12 protein-coding genes and 3 tRNA genes are annotated in these 21,275 nt (G+C 70.8%); 10 read left to right on the forward strand and 5 right to left on the reverse strand.

Annotated elements, in window-relative coordinates; genetic code table 11:
* Positions 1–62: 62 nt before the first annotated feature.
* The 5 genes from OG607_RS20045 to OG607_RS20065 form a co-directional block, all read right to left on the reverse strand.
* Positions 63–3,110 carry an FG-GAP-like repeat-containing protein gene (locus OG607_RS20045; RefSeq protein WP_405724945.1) on the reverse strand — a complete coding sequence of 1,016 codons (3,048 nt, stop codon included), beginning with the start codon at positions 3,108–3,110 and terminating at the stop codon, positions 63–65.
* A gap of 69 nt (positions 3,111–3,179) precedes the next feature.
* Positions 3,180–5,150: a hypothetical protein gene (locus tag OG607_RS20050; RefSeq protein ID WP_405724948.1), complete on the reverse strand. Its 1,971-nt coding sequence runs from the start codon at positions 5,148–5,150 to the stop codon at positions 3,180–3,182.
* Positions 5,151–5,209: 59 nt separating this feature from the next.
* Positions 5,210–8,293, reverse strand: a complete 3,084-nt coding sequence (locus tag OG607_RS20055) for an FG-GAP-like repeat-containing protein (RefSeq protein ID WP_405724951.1) — start codon at positions 8,291–8,293, stop codon at positions 5,210–5,212.
* 167 nt (positions 8,294–8,460) lie between these two features.
* Entirely contained in the window at positions 8,461–10,524 is a 2,064-nt protein-coding gene (locus OG607_RS20060) for a LamG-like jellyroll fold domain-containing protein (RefSeq protein WP_405724954.1), read from the reverse strand.
* Between the two features lie 138 nt (positions 10,525–10,662).
* A complete protein-coding gene (locus OG607_RS20065) occupies positions 10,663–12,822 on the reverse strand; it encodes a DEAD/DEAH box helicase (protein WP_405724957.1) in 2,160 nt (719 codons plus the stop codon).
* Between the two features lie 258 nt (positions 12,823–13,080).
* Here OG607_RS20065 and OG607_RS20070 point away from each other — a divergent pair, with 258 nt between their 5' ends.
* From OG607_RS20070 to hrpA, 10 genes are all read left to right on the forward strand, one after another.
* Positions 13,081–13,707, forward strand: coding sequence for a hypothetical protein (locus OG607_RS20070; RefSeq protein ID WP_405724960.1), 627 nt, complete (start codon positions 13,081–13,083; stop codon positions 13,705–13,707).
* Positions 13,683–14,144, forward strand: a complete 462-nt coding sequence (locus tag OG607_RS20075; RefSeq protein ID WP_405724963.1) for a fluoride efflux transporter FluC — start codon at positions 13,683–13,685, stop codon at positions 14,142–14,144. Before OG607_RS20070 ends, OG607_RS20075 begins: the two co-directional genes overlap by 25 nt.
* Positions 14,141–14,494, forward strand: a complete 354-nt coding sequence (locus tag OG607_RS20080; protein WP_405724966.1) for a DUF190 domain-containing protein — start codon at positions 14,141–14,143, stop codon at positions 14,492–14,494. Before OG607_RS20075 ends, OG607_RS20080 begins: the two co-directional genes overlap by 4 nt.
* Entirely contained in the window at positions 14,491–14,847 is a 357-nt protein-coding gene (crcB, locus tag OG607_RS20085; protein ID WP_405724969.1) for a fluoride efflux transporter CrcB, read from the forward strand. Before OG607_RS20080 ends, crcB begins: the two co-directional genes overlap by 4 nt.
* A gap of 31 nt (positions 14,848–14,878) precedes the next feature.
* A complete protein-coding gene (locus tag OG607_RS20090) occupies positions 14,879–15,229 on the forward strand; it encodes a metallopeptidase family protein (protein WP_405724972.1) in 351 nt (116 codons plus the stop codon).
* A gap of 56 nt (positions 15,230–15,285) precedes the next feature.
* Complete coding sequence (locus OG607_RS20095; protein ID WP_405724975.1) at positions 15,286–16,752, forward strand: metallophosphoesterase; 1,467 nt, start codon at positions 15,286–15,288, stop codon at positions 16,750–16,752.
* An 81-nt stretch (positions 16,753–16,833) separates the two neighbouring features.
* Positions 16,834–16,906: transfer RNA gene (locus tag OG607_RS20100), tRNA-Glu, on the forward strand.
* Between the two features lie 47 nt (positions 16,907–16,953).
* Positions 16,954–17,028 (forward strand) — tRNA-Asp (locus OG607_RS20105).
* Between the two features lie 4 nt (positions 17,029–17,032).
* A tRNA-Phe gene (locus tag OG607_RS20110) sits at positions 17,033–17,106 on the forward strand.
* 108 nt (positions 17,107–17,214) lie between these two features.
* Positions 17,215–21,186, forward strand: a complete 3,972-nt coding sequence (hrpA, locus tag OG607_RS20115) for an ATP-dependent RNA helicase HrpA (RefSeq protein ID WP_405724978.1) — start codon at positions 17,215–17,217, stop codon at positions 21,184–21,186.
* Positions 21,187–21,275 lie beyond the last annotated feature (89 nt).

A 21,275-nucleotide genomic window follows, 5' to 3' on the forward strand; every position in this document is an offset into this window, starting at 1 on the left:
CAATTCCCTTACCGGGGGCGTGACATGCGTCACACAGCTCAGAACATGGCTCAGAACTTGGCTCAGAAAATGCCCTTGTACGCCTTCCAGCCGGTGGCGATCTTCACCCGGGCCGCGAAGCCGCCCTTGCCGTTGCCGCTCTGACGCCACAGATTGCCGGAGGTGTCCCGGGCCACCAGATCGGCCTTGCCGTCACCCGTGATGTCCCCGACACCGACCACGACGTTGTAGGACGCGCCCCAGCCGGAGGCCACCTTCACCCGGGCCTTGAGACCGCCCGTACCCGTGCCGTTGTAACGCCACAGAACATTGGACTTGTCCTGCGCCAGCAGATCGCCGAAGCCGTCGCCGTTCAGATCACCGGCGCCGACGATCTTCTTGTAGGTCTTCCAGTTCGCGTACAGCTTCACCCGCGCGGACAGCTTCCCCGCACTCGTCGCCTTGTACAGATACACCGCACCCGTCGAGGAGTTCCGGACGATCAGATCCGCCCGCCGGTCACCCGTCAGATCGCCCGGCGAGGTCAGCACGTCGTACTGGTTCCAGCCCGTCCCCAGCGAGGTGTACGCCGTCGAGGTCGTCAGCGCCTTGCCGCAGCCCGGCCTGTACGCCCGCATGGAGCCGTTGGCGAGCCGCACCAGCACGTCGTTGCAACGGTCACCGCTCAGGTCCCCGAACGACACCGCCTTCACCGAGGTCGGCCAGCCGGAGGCGGACAGGGTGCCGCTGAACTTTCCGGCGGCGGTGCCGGTGCCCTTCTGGAAGGCCAGGGCGCCCGACGAGCTCAGGGTCAGCAGGTCGCCGAAGCCGTCCGAGCCGGCGTGGTCGCGGCGGACGGCGGTGGCGCCGGTGAGGGCCACGGTGCCGGACCTGGTGAGCGCGGCGCCCTGGCCGTCGGCCGGGGCGGCGGTGAGGGTCCAGGTGTACGAGCCGTTGGGGAGCAGGGTGAGGGCGTCGTCCTTGCCGTCCCAGGCGAGCCGGACGGTGCTGCGGCTTTCGCCGCCGGTCCAGGTCCTCACCGTGGCGCCGGTCGCGGTGTTCCTGAGGGTCACGGTCCAGGAGGCGGCGGGCTTGGACAGCCACCACTGGGCTTTCCAGCGGGCGGCGCCGCCGGCCGAGGCGAAGGTGGCGGGGACGGTGGAGTCGGGCACGGAGAGGGCGGAGACGAGGTACAGGGAGGAGTAGGCCTTGACGACATGGACGACTTCGTTCGAGTCGACGTAGGCCACCTTGTTCGAGTGTGGGTCGACGGCCCAGGTGACACCCCGGGTGTCCGTGGCCGCGGTGGCCTTGACGCCGGTGATCGGGTCCAGGGAGGAGTTGCCGTCGTTCATGGCCTCGTACCGCCGGATCACACCGGCGGCCGCGTCGTAGTAGGCGTAGAAGTTGTCGCCGAGGAGGAGGTCGGCGCCGACGGGGGCGTAGTAGTTCTGCCCGTAGGCGATGTTGCGGACGCCCGCCTCGGCCGCGGCCCCGCAGCTCCAGTACAGGAGCGCGGTGGTGGCCCGCAGGTCGTCCGGGGTGCAGTCGTAGCCGAGGTCGAGGGTCTTCAGGGTCTTGCCGGTGCGCATGCTGATGGCGACGACCGTGCCGGGGGTGGTCGGCGAGGGGGTCCACAAGGTGGCGTAGTCGAGCGCCGAGGCCTCGGCGGCCTGGGCGCGGACGATCGCGTTCCGGCCGATGTCCACCACGTACTGCCTCGTGCTGTCACCGGTCTCGTAGAGCACGTACTGCGGCGAGGCGTCAACGATCCGGCCGCCGGAGTTGGGGAGCGCGATGCCGGCGCTGTCGTCGGCGGTGGTCAGGACGTCCAGGCCGGTGTCCGGGTCGGCGGTGAGCAGGGCCAGGCCCTCGTCGGTGCCGTCGGCGAAGCGTCCCGCGCCGGAGGTGGTGGCCACCGACGCGGCGTCCGCCCCGGCGACCGGGTCCAGGCCGGGGCCGATGTCCTTGCCCTCCAGACTCAGGGAGCCGCGCAGGGAGTTGACGAAGCGTACGGTGCCCCGGTCCAGGCTCAGCGCCTGGACGGAGCCGTAGTAGAGGACCGGTGCCAGCGTGTGGAGCGAATAGTCGGAGATCTCGCCGTTGCCGTCCACCGAGAGGTAGTGGATGGCGCGCGTGCCGTCCGCGGTGGCCCGGCCGACCGCGAGCATCGCCCCGCTCCCGTGCTGGAAGGCCTGGTCCACGTCGGCCAGCACCGACGAGCCCTGCAGCGGCCCGTGCGAGCCCTCGTACCAGAGCACGTTGGCGCCCACGAGGTAGGAGTGGATCTCGCTGTCCTCGGACTGCGGGGTCACGGGCGTGATCGCGGGGGTCGTGGACGTACCGGTCCGGCTCAGGACCCGGAAGCCGGTGGTGCCGTCGGCGCCCTCCCGGCTGAACCAGCTGACCCGGCCCGTCGTCATCCGGAAATTACTCGCCGTCCCCGTCACCGGCAGCACCCGCACCGCGCCGGTGATGCCGCTGACGATCGCGTACGCCGGCTTGCCGTCCTGCCGGTACCCGAGGATCAGGTCCGTCCCCTCCCCCGCCAGCACCTCCGGCTCGGCCCCGGCCTCGGCGCCCGCGGGAAGCTGCACCTGGACGTCGTACGGGGTCGCGCCGCCGCCCCGCAGGACCCGCAGCTCGCGCGAACCGTCCTCCAGCGCGTGCGAGGCCACCACGAACCCGCCGCTCGCCTGCGGGTTCTCATAGCCGCTGGGCACCGTGAGGGTTTGCGCGGGGTTGCTGTTCTCCATCCACAGCCAGGTGATCACGGCGCTGCCGTCCTCGGCGGTGCTCCAGTACCCGACCCGGTTGTACGCGTCGTACCCGCTGACGATCGCCTCCGGCTCGACCCCCGCGAGCGCGGTCACCGTCTTCGTACCGCTGTTGGAGGTGTTCGTCCACAGATAGCCCGCGGTGCCCTCCTCCTGGTAGAGCACGCCGTTCAGGCCGCTCGCGAGGATCTTCACCCCGCGGTCGACGCTCGCGTCCGGCGACGGTATCGAGACCCCGGTGGAGTCCGCGGCGCTGGCCGTCGCGGCGGTGACCGCGCCGGTCGCGACGGCCGCACCGGAGGTGAGCGCGAGCGCGATGGCGGCGGTCGTCAGCCGGCGGCGTCTGTGTTGCATCACAGGTTCCCCCCTGTTTGCGATGTGTACGTGCAGTGCGTGCAGTGCGTGCAGTGCGGGTATCCGGCGTCAGCCGCTGATCTTGACCGACTTGCTGGTGGCGGAGCCGTTGGCGTAACCGGTGAGCTTGGCCGTGACCGTGACCGTCAGCTTCTTGCCCTTGTCGGCCTTCACCGGCTTGTACGTGGACTTGGTGGCGCCCTTGATCGACGTGCCGCCGCGCTTCCACTGGTAGCTGTAGGAGGTGGCGGCGGGGCTCCACTTGCCCGCCTTGGCCGTCAGCTTCTTCCCGACCTTCGCGGTGCCCGTGATGGAGGGCTTGGTGGTGGCGGTCAGCGCCGGCCCCGCCGCGACCTTCTTCGCCGCCGAGGTGGCGGTGGCCCTGCCGCCCTCGTTGGCGGCCGAGGCCCGGCAGGCGACCTTGTGGCCGTAGTCGGCGCCGGTCAGCTTGCGCTTCGCGGCCGTCGCGCCGGCGATGGCCTTGCCGTCGCGCAGCCAGGCGTACGAGGTGGCCGAGGTCGCCCCGCTCCAGGTCACCTTGCAGGCGACGGTGGAGCCGGTGCGGACGGTGCCGGAGACGGCCGGGGCGGTGGCCGCAGCCGGGATGGTGGAGGCGCTGGACAGCTGCCAGTGCTGACTGCTGCTGTCGTCGTCGACCGTCGCGGCCCAGGCGGCGGTCGCCCGGCCGTCGGGGGCCACGGCCACCTGGCCGTAGACAGAATCGGTGGCCGTGGGGGTGAGCGTCTTCAGGGCGGTCCAGGTGCCGTTGACCATGGCCGACCCTACGAGGACGCGGGGCGCTTCGTCGGCGGCGGAGGCGTCCTGGGTCCAGACGGCCTGCACGGTGCCGTCTTCGTCGATCGTCGCGTCGAACTGCTCGGGCACGTACTGCGTGGAGAGCGTCCGCACGGCCGACCAGGTGCCGGTGGCGGCGGAGCGGGTCGCGGTACGGGTGCCGAAGGACGTCGTGTAGTCGACCCACAGGACGGTGACATCGCCGTTCGGGCCGATCAGCGGGTCCGTGGTCGTGGTGGCGTCGTCGAGAGCGCCGGTCACCGGCTCGATCGCGCCCCACACGCCGGTCGCGGCGGGCCGGGTGGCCGACACCAGGGTCGCCTGTTCGGTGGACGGGTCGGTGGCGTGCCACACGAGGGTCGCGTCACCGTCGACGGCCACGCCCAGCCTCGGCCACCCGGCCAGGGCCGACGCGTCCGAGACGGTGACCGGGTCGCCCCAGGCCGTGGCGGACAGGGCCTTGGTGACCGTACGGATCGTCAGCTCCTCCGTACCGGCGTCCTGGTCCACGACCTGCTCGCGGTACGCGACCGTGGTCGTCCCGTACTGGTCCACGGCCACCTGCGGGCCGCCCGCGGTCGCGCCCGTGACGCTGGGCACGTCCAGCCGCTCCGCCGCCGACCAGCCACCGGCCGACTGCTCGCGCACCGCCGAGTGGATCTGGGACCCGGACCCCGAGTTCGCCGTCCACACCGCCGTCGCCAGGCCGCCCTTCGGGTCCTCGGCCAGCCGTACGTCACCCAGCCAGCTCGCGGCGCTGTCCAGCTCCACCGGCTCCGACCACGTGCTCCCGCCCGCCGCCAGGACTGCCGTCAGCAGCCGTCCCCCCGGGTTCGCCGTAGTCGGCGCCACATCGTTCGGGAACTCCGTCCACGCCGCCGTCACCGACCCGTCCGGCGAGGCCAGCAACGTGCCCTCGCCCCGCTCGGTCGGCGTCACATCCAGCTGATGCGCCGCTCCCCACGCGCTGCTCCCGGCCGGCCGTACCGACACATACACGTCGTTCTCGGATCGGCTGTCCGGCATCGAGTGCCACAGCGCGACCGCCGACCCGTCCGCCGCGACCGTCAGGTCCAGCAGCGAGGTGATGTCCGCGGTGCCGGTGAGCGCAACGGGCGCGCCCCAGGGCGCGGTGGCCGCCGTGGCCGCCGACGCGGCGGGCGCCAGGGCGCCGGAGCCGATGACGGTGGCGGCCAGCATCGGTACGAGCGCGGTACGCAGCACGTACCGGTGGGATTTGAACACGCTTCTCCTACGGAGCAGGAACAGGAACAGGAACAGGAACAGTGGACTGAACTCGCGGCTCAGAAGAGGCCCTTGTAGGCCTTCCAGCCGGTGGCGATCTTCGTACGGGCCGCGAAGCCGCCCTTGCCGTTGCCGCTCTGGCGCCACAGGTTGCCGGAGGTGTCCCGGGCCACCAGGTCCGCCTTGCCGTCACCCGTGATGTCCCCGACACCGACCACAGCGTTGTAGGACGCACCCCAGCCGGAGGCCACCTTCACCCGGGACTTGAAACCGCCCGTACCCGTGCCGTTGTAACGCCACAGAACGTTGGACTTGTCCTGGGCCAGCAGATCGCCGAAGCCGTCGCCGTTGAGGTCACCGGCGCCGACGATCTTCTTGTAGGTCTTCCAGTTGGAGTAGAGCTTCACCCGCGCCGAAAGCTTCCCCGCGCTCGTCGCCTTGTACAGGTACACCGCACCCGTCGAGGAGTTCCGCGCGATGAGGTCGGCGCGGCCGTCGCCCGTCAGGTCGCCGGGGGAGGTCAGCAGGTCGTACTGGTTCCAGCCCGTCCCCAGCGAGGTGTACGCCGTCGAGGTCGTCAGCGCCTTGCCGCAGCCCGGCCGGTACGCCCGCATGGAGCCGTTGGCGAGCCGCACCAGCACGTCATTGCACCGGTCACCGCTCAGATCCCCGAACGGCACCGCCTTCACAGAAGCCGGCCAGCCCGACGCCGACACCGTGCCGCTGAACTTGCCGGTGCCCGTGCCCTTCTGGAACGTCAGGGCACCGGAGGAGCTCAGGGTCAGCAGATCCCCGAATCCGTCCGAGCCGGCGTGGTCGCGGCGCACCGCCGCACCACCGGTCAGCTTCAGCGTGCCCGACTGCGTGACCGCGCTCCCCGATCCGTCGGCCGGCTGCGCCACAAGAGTCCAGGTGTACGTACCGTTCGGGGCATACACCCCAGCAGACGTCCTGCCGTTCCACGACGCCTCGATGGTGTCCGCCGCTCCGGTTCCCGACAGAGTGCGGACTGTCGTTCCGGTTGCCTTGTTCTTGAAAGCCAGCGTCCAGGAGGCCGCAGGCTTCGACAGCCACCATTTCCCGTCCCACGAAGGCGACGCCGCCTTCAGGTCGACGGACGCGTCGGGCGTGGAGCCGAGCACCGACAGGGCCGTGGCGGGGATACCGCTGGGCACGACATGAATGTCCTGGGTAGCGGGGTCCACATAGGCGATGAGACCGGTGTACGGGTCGACGTCCAAGCGTGCGGCCGTCACGTCGAGCTGCCTGCTCACGGCCGAGCCGGTAGTGAGGTCGGTGATGGTGAGCCGGCCTGTCACCACGAAGCCGTCGCCCAGACCGGTCGAGGTGGCATAGGGGACGCTGATCCACGTCCGCTTCCGGGTGTCGTAAACAAAGCTCTTGGTCTCTCCTCCCCCGGACGAGAGGGAGCAGTATCCGCGCCAGAGGACCCAGCGTCCCACCGACTTGATTTCATAGGTGCTGGGGGTCGTGCACAACGCTCCGAGGCTCGCGGTGGTGATCGTCTCGTGTGTGAGGATGTCGGTGGCGGTGAGCGTTCCCCCGCGCTGTGACCACAGCGTCCCGCCCCACAGGGCCTCCGCGTCCGGTACTTGGTCACCGGTGCGGGTGAGCACGGTGGTTCCGCTGTCGAGATTCTTCACCACCAGCTGTATGTCGCCGCTCCCGGTGTACTCCTTCCAGACGGCATAGCGTCCCGAGGCGTCCTTGACCGCGTCGTAAGTGGCGGCCGTGGCGATCTCGGTGGCGGGGAGTGACTGGCCGGGCTCCAGTGCGTAGATGCTCTTCTGCTCGCCCGACCCGCTGGACGAGAGCGTTCCGTAGAACAACCGGCCGTCACCGTTGCCGGTGAGCGCGGGGCACGGGCTGTACGCCGCCCAGCACTTGGTGATGCTCCCGCGTTCCGCACGCGTGCCCACCGTCAGTTCCCCGCTGTCGAGGACGGACCGGCTGAACAGCCGCGTCGCGTAGTCACCGTACTCGAATGTGCTCAGTTGCCCGCCGGTGAGATCAAGCGATTCGACGGACATCGGTACGGACGCCAGATCCACGACCCGCCGCACTTGGGGGTGGCCGTCGGCGTCAGCGGTGATGGTGGCGATGCCGTAGTCCGCCGCTGACTCACCACCGGCGAACACCAGGCTTCCGTCAGGGGCGCTGGAGACCGTCTTGCTCGCGCGGGTGGCCAGAACACGCTCGGCGGAACCGTCGAAGGGCACGGCGGAGATACGCCAGACCGGGCGGTTCTCGGACGCGTAGTCCTTGCCGTAGTCCGCGATGTGGCGCGCGATGATGGCTGCGTCGCCGACCGTGCCCAAGAGCGCGGTGTCGGTGCGGTCGGCCAACTGGACCGTCCTGACGGGCGAGTCGTACGAGCCGTTGGCGAAGACCTGGATGGTCTTCGAGGGGGCCCAGCTCGTCAGATAGTGGCCGTTGACCACGGAATCCGAGTAGGCGACGCCCGAGGGGAGCACCGTCGCCACGCCGGAGCCCAGGTCCACCCATGCGCAGCGGAAGACCGTGCTGCCCGGGAGCTGGACATACAGCAGGAGTCCGTCGGCGTCTCCGTCCAGCGGGTGGACGGGGATGACCGTCCCGTCCGGCAGGCCGGTCACCGGAAGATCCACCGTCGCGCCGGCCTCTTCGCGCAGCAGATGGAGGGCGGTCCGGTTGCCGGAGGAGTCCGTGACGCCGGTGAGGACCGTACTCCCGTACGTCCGCATATAACTCTGCCCGGCGGGACGGGTGATGGTCTCCTCGGCACCCGTGCTCATGTCGCGCAGCAGCACCTCGTCGCCGTTCTGGAGTGCCACGACATCGGAGCTGGCGCCGTACTTGCCGTTGGTGCCCGTCCCCACCCCCTCGGTGCCGGCCACCTCCCGCCGGGTGCCGTCGTAGCCGGTCCAGTACAGACGCCCACTGCCCGAGGCCGCGTACCGGTATTCGAGAAAGCCTGTCGCGCCCGCGCTCTGCACATACGCGATGCGCGGGGTCACCTGGGCGGTGGCGGGGATGACCGTTTCCGAAACGGTCTCTGCGTGTGCGGGAGCCGTCAGTGGCAAGGCACCGACGAACAGCGCGAAGGCGGCGATGCCGCTACGGACGAGGGCACTGCGGGCCACCCGTTCCTCCTGGTGTTCAAGAAGAAAGGCATGGCAGGACATCAGCGGCGGCTCGGCACGCGAGTCGGCTGCGCAGTTCTCAAGCCCCCCGGCTATCCCCCCATGCAAGTGTCGTGAGCATAACAGGAGCCCCACAGACGCCAGTAGGCGTTTGTGGGGCTCCTGCGTCACATGTCGGGAAGCTCGATTCCCGAGCCGACCTGGGTGATCGCCGTGGCGCTGAGGACACCGGCGTAGGCGCGGACCTCGTCGATCTGGCCGTCGAGGTAGTCGCCCCAGCCGGTGCCGTCGGCGGTCGCCGTCAGGGCACGGCCGATCTGGAGGCCGCCGGTGGCCTTCCAGGTGTCGGCGCTCGCAAGGGAAACCTGGGCGGTGGTGGTGAGCTGGCGGTCGACGTAGAGGCGGATCTGATCGGCGCTGTCGTCGTAGACGACAGCGAGGGCCTGGACGCCGGTGGTGTCGCCGGGGCCGGCGTAGGTGCGGACGGTGGTCACGGCGGCGTCGGGGCTGTCGGCGTGGGAGAAGGTCAGCTCCCAGCTGTGGGTGGCGGCGGCGTAGCGCAGGACGACGGCGTTGGTGTGCTCGCCCGGCAGGGAGAGGACGGCCATGTCGCGGGTGGCGTCGGGGTCGTCCAGCCGTACAAGGGCGGTGAGGGTGAAGCTGTCGTCGGTGTCGGCAACGGGGGTCACGGTGGAGGCGTAGTCGCCGTCCCCGTCGAGCACGAGGTTGCCTGTGCCGGCGAGGGGGTCGGCGGCGGGGACGCAGTCGGGGTCGAGCCAGTCGCAGGTGTCCGCCGGGAGGGTGTAGATGGACGCGTCGCCGGCGAGGGTGAGCGGCTGGCCGCCGCCGAGGTCGGGAGCAGCGCCGTCCAGGGCGTCGTTGAGCTGCCAGTAGCCGTGGCGCTGGGCGGTGCGGGCAGCGAGCTGGGTGACCTCGGCCGGGACGACGACACGGTCCCAGACCCGGATGTCGGCGAGGCCGCCCTGCCAGCCGGGGCCGATGTTCAGGTCGCCGCCGGACGCCGCGGGGGAGGCGTCGGCCGAGCCGACGGGGGTCCCGTTGACGTACAGCCGGGCCGAGTTCAGCTCGGCGTCGTACACGCCGACGAGGTGCGCCCACTCTCCGGGCGAGGGGCTGCCGCCGGTCACCTGGACGCCGCCGAGCGCGAAGGACCAGGAACCGTCGGTAAGGCCGAGGGATACCCCGGGGTTCTGGCTGACCGCCACGAGATCCTGGTCCACCGAGGCCGGGCGCACCCACGCGCTGACCGCGAAGGTCTTCGTGGTGTCGGCGACCGGCGCGCCCGGCGTCACATACGCCTCCGCCGTGCCGTCGAACTCCGCGGCCGCCGCGAGATCCGTGCCCGCCGGGCCCGGCGCGCCGAAGGTCACACCGCTGCCGACGGTCGCCTCGGGCGAACCGGCCGCGTCCGCGAGCGTCCAGGACCCGACGGGGGCGCGGCCCTCCGCCACCTTGAAGGTGTAGTTGGCGGAAGCGCTCAACCGGCCGGACCTGTCGACCGATTGCACGGCGAGGACATAAGGGGCCGCCCGCTCGGGCATCCACCGGATCGACGCCGGGTCACCCGGATTCGGCGCCTGTACGGTCGCGGTGCCACCACCGGTGAAGGAGTAGCGGTAGGCCACCACGTCGTCCGACGGCGAGTCGAAGGTGAAGCCGGCGTACGTCCCTACGCCGTCGTACCAGTTCTGGTCGTCCGGATATTCGGCCGAGGAGACGGCAGGCTTGTCCGGGCTGATGCTGTCGTAGATGAACTCGCACTCGCCCTGGCCGCCGTCCGAGCTCCACGGCGACCAGTCGGTGCCGTCCGTGGCCCGGACCCGCCAGGAGACCACCGTGTCGGCCGGGATGTCCGAAGAGGCCGTCCAGTAGAAGGTCGACCCGCTGCTCAGCGAGTAGGTGGTGGTGTAGGTGCGGGTCTGGAGCGCGTCGGCCGCGTCGGTCCAGGACGCCTCGAACTGTGCCTTGAGCGACACCGTCTGGGCGCCGGTGGCGTCCGGGTCGCGCAGCACCGCGTGCAGCTGCGGCACGCCGGAGACGTAGGGCCGGTCGGCCCCAGCGGCGCAGGCCTTGGAACCGGTGGTCAGTTCGGACAGCAGCGGCTGTGACGGCGGCGCGTTCGTAGCCGCTAAGGCCGTGCCCGGGGCGATGAGTACAAGCGCGGCGGCCGCCGTGGCAGCCGCATACCGTCTGATGGCCTGGTGAGCCATAGGGTCCCCTCCCGTTGCGAGCGCTGCCAGTTGGCATGCCCACGGAGACTATCCAGGCGCGCTGACACTCCCGCCACACAAATAAGAAGGGCCCGGCGGATGCGGTGCATCTGCCGGGCCCGACTCATCTACTCAACGTCAGCCGTTGCGCTTCCAGCGCGGCTTGTCGTCGCGGCGGCCGAAGGAACCGGTGCTGGTGCCGGAGCCGGTGGTGCCGGGGCGGTGGTTGTCGCGGCTGCCGTAGGCGGGACGGTCGTCGCGGCGGTCGAAGGTGCGGCCGGCGGGACGCTCGTCACGACGGTCGCGGTTGAAGGGGCGGTCGCCGCCGGCGGGGCGGTGCTCGCCGGAGGGGCGGTGGTCGCGGCTGCCGTAGGACGGACGGTCGTCGCGGCGGTCGAAGGAGCGGCCGGCGCCGGAGGCCGGACGCTCGTCACGACGGTCACGGCTGTTGTACGAGGGGCGGTCGTCACGGTTGCCGAAGGAACGGCCACCGGTGGGGCGGTCGTCACGACGGTCACGGCTGTTGTACGACGGGCGGTCGTCACGGTTGCCGAAGGAACGGCCGCCGCTGGGGCGCTCGTCACGACGGTCGCGGTTGAAGGCCGGGCGCTCGTCGCGGCGGTTGTCGCGGCTGCCGTAGGACGGGCGGTCGTCGCGGCGGTTGTCGCGGCGCTCGTAGTTGCCCCGGTCGTCGCGGCGCTGGTAGCCGCCGCTGCGCTCGGAGCGCTCCTCGCGGGGCGCGGCCTGGACGGGGACGGCGGCAGCGGCGACCGCGGCCTCGACAGCGACAGCGGCCTCGGCCTGGGCGATGGCGACGGCCTCGTCCGGGTCCTCGCCGCGCTCGCGGGCGGAGCGGGCGGTGAGGCGGTCGGCCTCCTCGCGCAGCTCGGTGGCGCGGCGCTGCAGGCGCTCCAGCTCACGGGTGAGCTCGACGACCTCGCGCTCGGCCTGCTGGGCGGCGTTGGCGGCGGCGTCGGCCTGAACGTCCGTCAGGGAGCGGGCGCCGGTGATCTTGGCGACCTCCTCGTCGAACGCGCCGGAGCCGCCGATGATGTGACGCGAGGCGTCGACGCCCGCGTCCTCCATCAGGCGGAAGATCTGCTTGCGCTGGTGCGGCAGGGCCAGCGAGACGACCGTGCCGGACTCGCCGGCGCGGGCGGTACGGCCCGAGCGGTGCAGGTAGTCCTTGTGGTCGGCGGCCGGGTCGACGTTCAGCACCAGGCCGATGCCGTCCACGTGGATGCCGCGGGCGGCGACGTCGGTGGCGACCAGGACGTTGACGTAACCGGACTTGAAGTCCTCAAGGGTCCGGGTGCGCGCGCCCTGGGTCATGCCGCCGTGCAGGGCGTCGGACTTGACGCCCGCCTCGCGCAGCTGCTCGGCGACGCGGTCGGCGCCCATCTGGGTGCGTACGAAGATGATCGTGCGGCCCTTGCGGGCGGCGATCGCGGCGGTGACCGGGGCCTTGTCCTTGGGCTTCACGACCAGGACGTGGTGGGACATCGTGGTGACGGCGCCCTGGGCGGCGTCGACCTCGTGGGTGACCGGGTCCTTGAGGTAGCGCTTGACCAGGGTGTCGATCTCGTTCTCCAGCGTGGCGGAGAACAGCAGCCGCTGGCCGCCCTGCGGGATCTGGTCGAGGATCTCGGTGACCTCGGGCAGGAAGCCCATGTCGGCCATCTGGTCGGCCTCGTCGAGGACCGCGATCTGGACCTGGTCCAGGACGCAGGCCTTGCGGTCGATCAGGTCGCGCAGCCGGCCCGGGGTGGCGACGAGGATGTCGACGCCACGCTCAAGGGCGTAGATCTGGTTGGACATCGAGGTGCCGCCGCAGACGACCTTCATCTTCAGGCCGAGCACGTCGCCGTACGGCTGGAGCGCGTCCGCGACCTGCATCGCGAGCTCACGGGTCGGGGTGAGGATGACGCCGCGGGGGCGCTTCTTCTCGGTGTGGCCACCGGAGAGCAGCGTCAGCAGCGGCAGACCGAAGGAGAGGGTCTTGCCGGAGCCGGTGCGGCCGCGGCCGAGGATGTCCTCGCCGGCCAGGGCGTCCGGGATGGTCGCGGCCTGGATCGGGAAGGGGGTGGTGACGCCGTTCTGGGCCAGCTTGCGGACGATGGCGTCCGCGAGGCCGAGGTCGGCGAAGGTGACGCCGGGAGTGGTCTCCTCGGCGTCGGTGTCGGCCGTGATGTCGTCGATGACCTCGGCGGACTCGACGGCGTCGATCGCGTCGGCGATCTCGACGACGACGGACTCGTCCGTGGGCATGGCGGAACGGTCGGCAGTGTCAATAGACATGCTGAAGCAAAACCTCTCGGAGACTCAGGCACGCGCCGGCTCCGTAGGTTGCATACAACCGCCTCAATGCGGTCAGCCAAGGAGTTAAAGGAACGCGCCAACGCGGCACTCTTCGGTTCGGTGCCGGGCGGTGGGATCAAACGATCTACCAGCATACGCATCAATCCCCCTGCTGACCAATCGCCTCCCTTCCGTTCGCCTGACCTGCACCTTTACGCCGCCGCAGGAGGCGCACTCGACGGCTCCGGGGTCGGCGGCGTGGAGCTCGGCTCCGGCGACGGGTCGACATGGCTCGGCGAGGCCGAGGCCGGCGGCTCGGCCGACTGCGAGGGCCCGGCCGAGGCCGACGGCGGAGCCGAGGAGCCCCCCGCCGACGGTTTCCCCGAACCGCCCGGACCCTGCGTCGGCCCCGGCACCGACTCCTGCGCGCTCGCCGACGGCGACCCGGACCCGGCGCCGCCCTTGCCCGTCCCCGAGACCGACGGCGTCCCGCCCGCCGCCGCGTTCCGCCCGCCCGGCCAGGCCGCGCCCCCGCCCGGCCCGCCCCCGCTCGTGCCGCCCGCCTCCCCCGCCCCGGCCGTCGTGCCGCCCTTGGACTTCGGGTCGTCGCCGCCCTGGCCCGCCACGCTCATACAGCCGGTGACGGCCAGCACGGGCAACAGCAGGGCGGCGGCTGTACGCGTACGTACGCTCACGGGGGACACCTCAGCGCTCTTCGGGCCTTACGGCGGCGGCTTCGCGCTGTCCAACGGACCGCCGGGCCGCCAGGACACGGCAGGACGGCGCGGGCACGGCACGGGCACGGGCACGGTATGGCCCGGTACGGCACGAACAGCGGGGCTCAGGTACCGTCCCGGACCATGGGCAGCCCCGAATCACAGGTGATCGGCGACGGTCCCCCGCCCCGGGCCCCCGTCCGCCGCCCGGCCGTCCTGCGCGGCCAGGCCCCCGTCCTCGCCGTCATCGCCCTCGGCGGTGCGGCCGGCGCCTGCGCCCGCTACGGCGCCGCCCTGCTGTGGCCCACCGCCCCCGGCGCGTTCCCCTGGACGACCCTGGCCGTCAACGCGCTGGGCTGCGCGGTCATAGGCGCGTTCATGGTCGTCATCACCGAACTGCTGTCACCGCACCGCCTCGTACGGCCCTTCTTCGGCACCGGCGTCCTCGGCGGCTTCACCACCTTCTCGACGTACGCCGTCGACATCCAGCGCCTCGCCGACGGCGGCCACGCCGCCCTCGCCCTGGCCTACCTCGCGGCCACCCTCCTGGCCGCCATGCTGTCCGTATGGGCCGCCGCCGCCCTCACCAGGAGACTGCTGACGTGACGAAACTCACCGGCCCGGCCCTGCGGGTCACGATCTTCATCGGCGAGAACGACACCTGGCACCACCGCCCCCTCCACAGCGAGATCGTCCACCGCGCCCACGCCGCCGGGCTGGCCGGCGCCTCGGTCTTCCACGGCGTCGAAGGCTTCGGGGCCTCCTCGCGCATCCACACCTCCCGGCTGCTCTCGCTCAGCGAGGACCTGCCCGTCGCCATCGTCATCGTCGACAGCGAGGACCGCGTCCGCGCCTTCCTCCCCCAGCTCGACAGGCTGGTGACCGGAGGCCTGGTCATGGTCGACGAGGTCGAGGTCATCCGGTACGCCGGCAGAAACGGCGAGGACGGCAAGTGAACTGGCTGCTCGTCATCGCCGGCGCCACCGTCGGCGCCCCCCTGCGCTATCTGACCGACCGTACGGTCCAGTCCCGCCACGACTCCGTCCTCCCCTGGGGCACCTTCGCCGTGAACGTCACCGGCTGCCTGATCCTCGGCCTCCTCACCGGCGCGGCGCTCTCCCCGCACCTCCAACTGCTCCTCGGCACCGGCCTGTGCGGCGCGCTGACCACGTACTCGACCTTCTCCTACGAAACCCTGCGGCTCGCCGAGCAGGGCGCCCGCCTCTACTCGCTGCTGAACGTCGTCGCGAGCCTCGTCGCCGGTCTCGGCGCGGCCTTCGCGGGAGTGGCGATCGCACACGCGCTCTGAAAACCGGGCCGGGACAGCGGACAATGGCCCTGTGCTGGAGATGTCGCGCGACGCGTTCGAGGAACTGGTGAGCGATGCCCTGGACCAGATCCCGCCGGAGCTTGCCCGGGTGATGGACAACGTGGCGGTGTTCGTCGAGGACGAGCCCGCCCAGACCGACCCGACCCTGCTCGGGCTGTACGAGGGGACGCCGCTGACCGAGCGCGGCGAGTGGTACGCGGGGGTGCTGCCGGACCGGATCACGATCTACATGGGCCCGATACTGCGAATGGTCGACACCCCGGACGAGGCCGTGGACGAGATCACCACCACCGTCGTCCACGAGATCGCCCACCACTTCGGCATCGAGGACGAGCGGCTGCACGAGCTGGGCTGGGGCTGAGACCGAGGCTGAAGACTGAAGGCATAGGGCCCGCCGTGCGCGGGCATACGTCGGCAATGGCCGGAGACCTACCGAACCGCGTCCGCCGCCTTCCTTCCACCCTCGCGCCTGTCCTCGCCCTGATCGCCGTCACTCTGGTCGGCGGCTGGCTCGGCCTCGTCGTGCTCGGCAGCATCAGCGAGCCGGTCGGCCCCATGAACACCCGGATGTCGCTGCACCCCTCCTGGACCGGCGACACGAAGGTGAACGTATCCCCGCTGGGCGCCCTGGACTTGGACAGCCACGACGGCCCCCTGGCCCTCCAGGTCGATGTCAGCGCCCTCGACCCCGAGCGCGCCCAGGCCCTGGTCAAGCACCCCGAGCGGATCAGCGGCCTGCAGGACGAGGTCGCCCGCGACGTCCAGCACAGCACCTTCCAGCTCGCCGCCCAGTCCGCCGCCGCCGTCCTCGTCGGCGCCACCTCCCTCGGCCTCGCCGTCTACCGCAGGCCAGGCCGCGCGATGGCCGCCGGCGGGCTGGCCTTCGTCGTGCTGCTGGCCTGCGGCGGGACCGCGTACGCGACCTGGAACCCGAAGTCCGTCCTGGAGCCGCGCTACTCGGGCCTGCTGAGCAGCGCCCCCTCGGTCGTCGGCAACGCGCGCAGCATCGTCAGCGACTTCGACGTCTACCAGCAGGAGCTGGCCCGCCTGGTCACCAACATGACCAAGCTCTACGACGCGGCCTCCACCCTCCCCGCGTACAACCCGGACCCCACCACCTTGCGCGTACTGCATGTCTCGGACATCCACCTCAACCCCGCCGCCTGGCAGATCATCGAGTCCATCGTCACCGAGTACAAGATCGACGTGATCATCGACACCGGCGACCTCATGGACCACGGCACCACCGCCGAGAACGGCTTCACCTCCGCCATCCCGGACCTGGGCGCCCCCTACGTCTTCGTACGCGGCAACCACGACTCACTGAGCAGCCAGCAGTCCGTGGCCTCCCGCAAGGGCGCCCACGTCGTCGACAACGGCGAATCCATCGAGGTCAAGGGCCTGCGCATCGCCGGCATCGGCGACCCCCAGTTCACCCCCGACCGCTCCGTCGCCGCCGAGGGCGACCCCTCCGAGCGCGTGGCCGGCCAGGAGCTGGCCGCCGCGATCCGCCGCCAGAACGCCACCGGCGACAAGGTCGACATCGCCATCGCCCACAACCCCGTGGCGGCGGCGGAGGCCGACGGCACCGTCCCGCTGATCCTCAGCGGCCACCTCCACCACCGCGACATCGGCGTCCTGAAGCAGGGCAGCCGGATGATGATCGAGGGCTCCACGGGCGGCGGCGGACTGCGCGCCGTCGAGAACAAGACCCCGCAGAAGATCATGGCCTCGGTCCTCTACCTGGACCGCGACACCCACCAGCTCCAGGCCTGGGACGAGATCACCCTCGGCGGCCTCGGACTCACCACGGCCGAGGTCAGCCGCCACCTCCCGGAGGACGTGAAGCCGGGCCGATCACCGACGCCCGCCACCTCGCGTTAAACCGTTTTGGCGATACCGACTGGCATCCCATATGCTTCTCACGTCCCCGACGGCCGCAGAAAACCGGACGGCGGGCCATCAGCCCTCATCGTCTAGTGGCCCAGGACGCCGCCCTTTCAAGGCGGTAGCACGGGTTCGAATCCCGTTGGGGGCACGCAACAAAACTGTGTGCGAGACTTGCGTTCGCACGCTGTACAGCAAGGTCCTGTGGAGCAGTTTGGAGTGCTCGCCACCCTGTCAAGGTGGAGGCCGCGGGTTCAAATCCCGTCAGGACCGCTGCGGCTGGGTAGCTCAGTTGGTACGAGCGACCGCCTGAAAAGCGGTAGGTCGCCGGTTCGACCCCGGCCCCAGCCACCGCACGACGAAGGCCCCGTCTCCGGACGGGGCCTTCGTCGTTGCCGGACGCGGACGCAAAAAGCTGTTCGCCGGAAAGCCGTACCCAATGCGATCCTGGACGGCGGTATGTCTACGCACCCCCGCGGCGATGCCGCGCCCGCTCCCGCTTTCGCCGACCTCGGCGCCCGCCTCGCGTCACTGACCCTGCGCGACGCGCAGTCGCTGGGCCGCCGCCTCGACGGCGCCCGCCGCATCCGCAAGCCCGAGGCCCGGGCCGCCGTGCTCGCCGAACTGGACGGGGAACTGGCCAAGGCCGAGGCCCGGGTCGAGCGGCGGCGGGCGGCCATACCCCGGATCACGTATCCGGAGGCGCTGCCGGTCAGCCAGAAGAAGGACGACATCCTGGCGGCCATCCGCGACCACCAGGTCGTGATCGTCGCGGGCGAGACCGGCTCGGGCAAGACCACCCAGATCCCCAAGATCTGCCTGGAGCTGGGACGCGGCGTACGCGGCCTGATCGGCCACACCCAGCCCCGCCGGATCGCGGCCCGCACGGTGGCCGAGCGGGTCGCGGAGGAGCTGAACACCCCGCTCGGGGCGGCCGTCGGCTGGAAGGTCCGCTTCACCGACCAGGTCGGCGACAGCACGCTGGTCAAGCTGATGACGGACGGCATCATGCTCGCCGAGATCCAGACCGACCGCGAGCTGCGCGCGTACGACACGATCATCATCGACGAGGCCCACGAGCGCAGCCTCAACATCGACTTCATCCTGGGCTACCTCGCCCAGCTCCTCCCCCGCCGCCCCGACCTCAAGGTCGTCATCACCTCGGCGACCATCGACCCGGAGCGCTTCTCCCGGCACTTCGGCGACGCGCCGATCGTGGAGGTCAGCGGCCGTACGTATCCGGTCGAGGTCCGCTATCGCCCGCTCCTCGCGGAGGAGAAGGAGGACGACGACCGCGACCAGATCACCGCGATCTGCGACGCCGTCGACGAGCTCCAGTCGGCCGGCCCCGGCGACATCCTGGTCTTCCTCTCCGGCGAGCGTGAGATCCGCGACACGGCGGACGCGCTCAACAAGAAACAGCTGAGATTCACCGAGGTCCTGCCGCTGTACGCGAGACTCTCCTCCGCCGAGCAGCACCGCGTCTTCCAGCAGCACACCGGCCGCCGCATCGTCCTGGCCACCAACGTCGCCGAGACCTCCCTCACAGTCCCCGGCATCCGGTACGTCATCGATCCCGGCACCGCCCGCATCTCCCGCTACAGCCACCGCACCAAGGTCCAGCGCCTCCCCATCGAGCCCGTCAGCCAGGCCAGCGCCAACCAGCGCAAGGGCCGCTGCGGCCGTACGTCCGACGGCATCTGCATCCGGCTGTACAGCGAGGAGGACTTCGAGTCCCGCCCCGAGTTCACCGACGCCGAGATCCTCCGTACGAACCTGGCCTCCGTCATCCTCCAGATGACCGCCGCCGGCCTCGGCGACATCGCCCGCTTCCCCTTCCTCGACCCGCCGGACAGCCGCCACATCAAGGACGGCGTCCAGCTCCTCGAAGAGCTCGGCGCGCTCGACCCCACCCAGAAGGACCCCAAGAAGCGGCTCACCCAGACCGGCCGCAAGCTCGCCCAGCTGCCCGTCGACCCCCGCCTGGCCCGCATGGTGCTGGAGGCCGACCGCAACAACTGCGTACGCGAGGTCATGGTCATCGCCGCCGCCCTGTCCATCCAGGACCCGCGCGAGCGCCCCTCCGAGAAGCAGCAGGCCGCCGACGAGAAGCACCGCCGCTTCGCCGACGAGACCAGCGACTTCCTGGCCCTGCTCAACCTCTGGAACTACGTCCGCGAGCAGCAGCGCACCCTGTCCTCCTCCGCCTTCCGCCGCATGTGCCGCACGGAGTTCCTGAACTACCTGCGGATCCGCGAGTGGCAGGACATCTACAGCCAGCTCCGCTCGGTCGCCAAGACCATGGGCATCCACATCACCGAGAACGCGGCCGGGAACGAGGACGCCGCTCCTCCACAGGCTGTGCACACGTCACTGCTCGCCGGCCTGCTCTCCCACATCGGCCTGAAGGACCCCGAGAAGAACAACGAGTTCATCGGCGCCCGCAACGCCAAGTTCGCGGTCTTCCCCGGCTCCTCCCTCTTCAAGAAACCGCCGCGCTGGATCATGTCCGCCGAGCTGGTCGAGACCTCCCGCCTCTGGGCCCGGGTCAACGCGAAGATCGAGCCCGAGTGGGTCGAGCCGCTCGCCCAGCACCTGGTGAAGCGCACCTACAGCGAGCCGCACTGGGAACAGAAGATGGCCGCGGTCATGGCGACCGAGAAGGTGACGCTGTACGGCGTGCCGATCGTCGTCGACCGCAAGGTCAACTTCGGCCGGATCGACCCGGAGACCTCGCGCGATCTGTTCATCCGCAACGCGCTGGTCGAGGGCGACTGGCGTACGCACCACCAGTTCTTCCACGACAACCGCAAGCTGCTCGCGGAGGTCGAGGACCTGGAGCACCGCGCCCGCCGCCGCGACATCCTGGTGGACGACGAGACGCTCTTCGACTTCTACGACCGCCTCATCCCCGAGCACATCGTCTCCGGCGCCCACTTCGACTCCTGGTGGAAGCACAAGCGCGCCGAGGAGCCGGAGTTGCTCAACTTCGAGCACTCCATGCTGATCAACGAGAGCGCGGAGGCCGTCACCAAGGATGACTACCCGGACTCCTGGCGGCAGGGCGGGCTCAAGTTCCGCGTGACCTACCAGTTCGAGCCCGGCTCGGACGCGGACGGCGTGACCGTCCACATCCCCCTTCAGGTGCTCAACCAGGTCTCGGCGGAGGGCTTCGACTGGCAGATCCCGGGCCTCCGGGCGGAGGTCGTGACCGAGCTGATCCGCTCCCTCCCCAAGCCGGTCCGCCGGCACTACGTGCCTGCCCCGAACTACGCGAAGGCCTTCCTGGACCGCGTCGTGCCGGTGCAGGACCCGCTGCCGCAGACGCTGGCGCGCGAGCTGCAGCGGATGGTCGGCGTGCCGGTCGCGGAGGAGGACTTCGACCTCGGCCGGATCCCGGACCACCTCAAAATCACCTTCCGGATCACCGACGAGCGCAAGCGCAAGCTCGCCGAGGACAAGGACCTGGAGGCGCTCAAGCTGCGCCTGCGGCCCAAGACCCAGGCCGCCATCACCAAGGCCTTCGAGGCCGCCGCCGACTCCCCCGTGGCCCGCGTCGAGCAGCGCACCGGCCTCAAGCAGTGGACCATCGGCACCCTCACCCGCACCTTCGAGACCCGCCGTTCCGGCCAGCCCGTCAAGGCCTACCCGGCCCTCGTCGACGAGGGCGACTCGGTCTCCGTACGCCTCTTCGACACCGAGCCCGAGCAGGCCGAGGCGATGTGGCGCGGCACCCGGCGCCTCATCCTCCTCAACGTCCCGACCAACCCCTCGAAGTTCGCCCAGGACCGGCTCAGCAACCAGGACAAGCTCGCCCTCGCCCGCAACCCCCACGGCTCCGTCGCCGCCCTCTTCGACGACTGCATGACCGCCGCCGCCGACCGGCTCATCGCCGACCACGGCGGCCCAGCCTGGGACGAGGAGTCCTTCCGCAAGCTCTTCGACTCCGTGCGCGCCAATCTCGTCGAGCTCACCATCCAGACCATCGCCCGCGTCCGCCAGGTCCTCGTCGCCTGGCAGGCCTGCGAACGCCGCCTCAAGGCCACCACCAGCCTCGCCCTCGTCGCCAACCTCGCCGACGCCAAGCAGCACCTGGCCGCCCTCGTCCACCCCGGCTTCGTCACCGACGCCGGCCTCCGCCGCCTCCCCGACCTCCTCCGCTACCTCGTCGCCCTCGACCGCCGCCTCCAGCAGATGCCGGCCGCCGCCCAGCGCGACACCACCCGCATGGACAAGGTCCGCGAGATCCAGACCGAGTACGCCGAACTCCTCGCCGCGCAGCCGCCGGGGCGGCCGGTCCCCCAGCCCGTCCGCGACATCCGCTGGATGATCGAGGAACTCCGCGTCAGCTACTTCGCACACGCCCTCGGCACAGCCCACCCCGTCTCCGACAAGCGCATCTTCAAAGCCCTCGACGAGGCCTGGGGCTGACCACCGATCCCCCAGGGGGCCTCCCAGGCTTCGAGCCGCTCCGCCGGACCCGGAGCCGGCCCGAACCCCCGAGGTCCCGGCCCTGCGGA

Source organism: Streptomyces sp. NBC_01537 (assembly GCF_045040445.1).
Taxonomy (GTDB): domain Bacteria; phylum Actinomycetota; class Actinomycetes; order Streptomycetales; family Streptomycetaceae; genus Actinacidiphila.

Bases quoted from the DNA above. Each gene is read 5' to 3' on its own strand.
- hrpA (WP_405724978.1), top strand. From the start codon at position 17,215: ATGTCTACGCACCCCCGCGGCGATGCCGCGCCCGCTCCCGCTTTCGCC.
- OG607_RS20065 (WP_405724957.1), bottom strand. From the start codon at position 12,822: ATGTCTATTGACACTGCCGACCGTTCCGCCATGCCCACGGACGAGTCC.
- OG607_RS20060 (WP_405724954.1), bottom strand. From the start codon at position 10,524: ATGGCTCACCAGGCCATCAGACGGTATGCGGCTGCCACGGCGGCCGCC.
- OG607_RS20045 (WP_405724945.1), bottom strand. From the start codon at position 3,110: ATGCAACACAGACGCCGCCGGCTGACGACCGCCGCCATCGCGCTCGCG.
- OG607_RS20095 (WP_405724975.1), top strand. From the start codon at position 15,286: ATGGCCGGAGACCTACCGAACCGCGTCCGCCGCCTTCCTTCCACCCTC.
- OG607_RS20075 (WP_405724963.1), top strand. From the start codon at position 13,683: ATGGGCAGCCCCGAATCACAGGTGATCGGCGACGGTCCCCCGCCCCGG.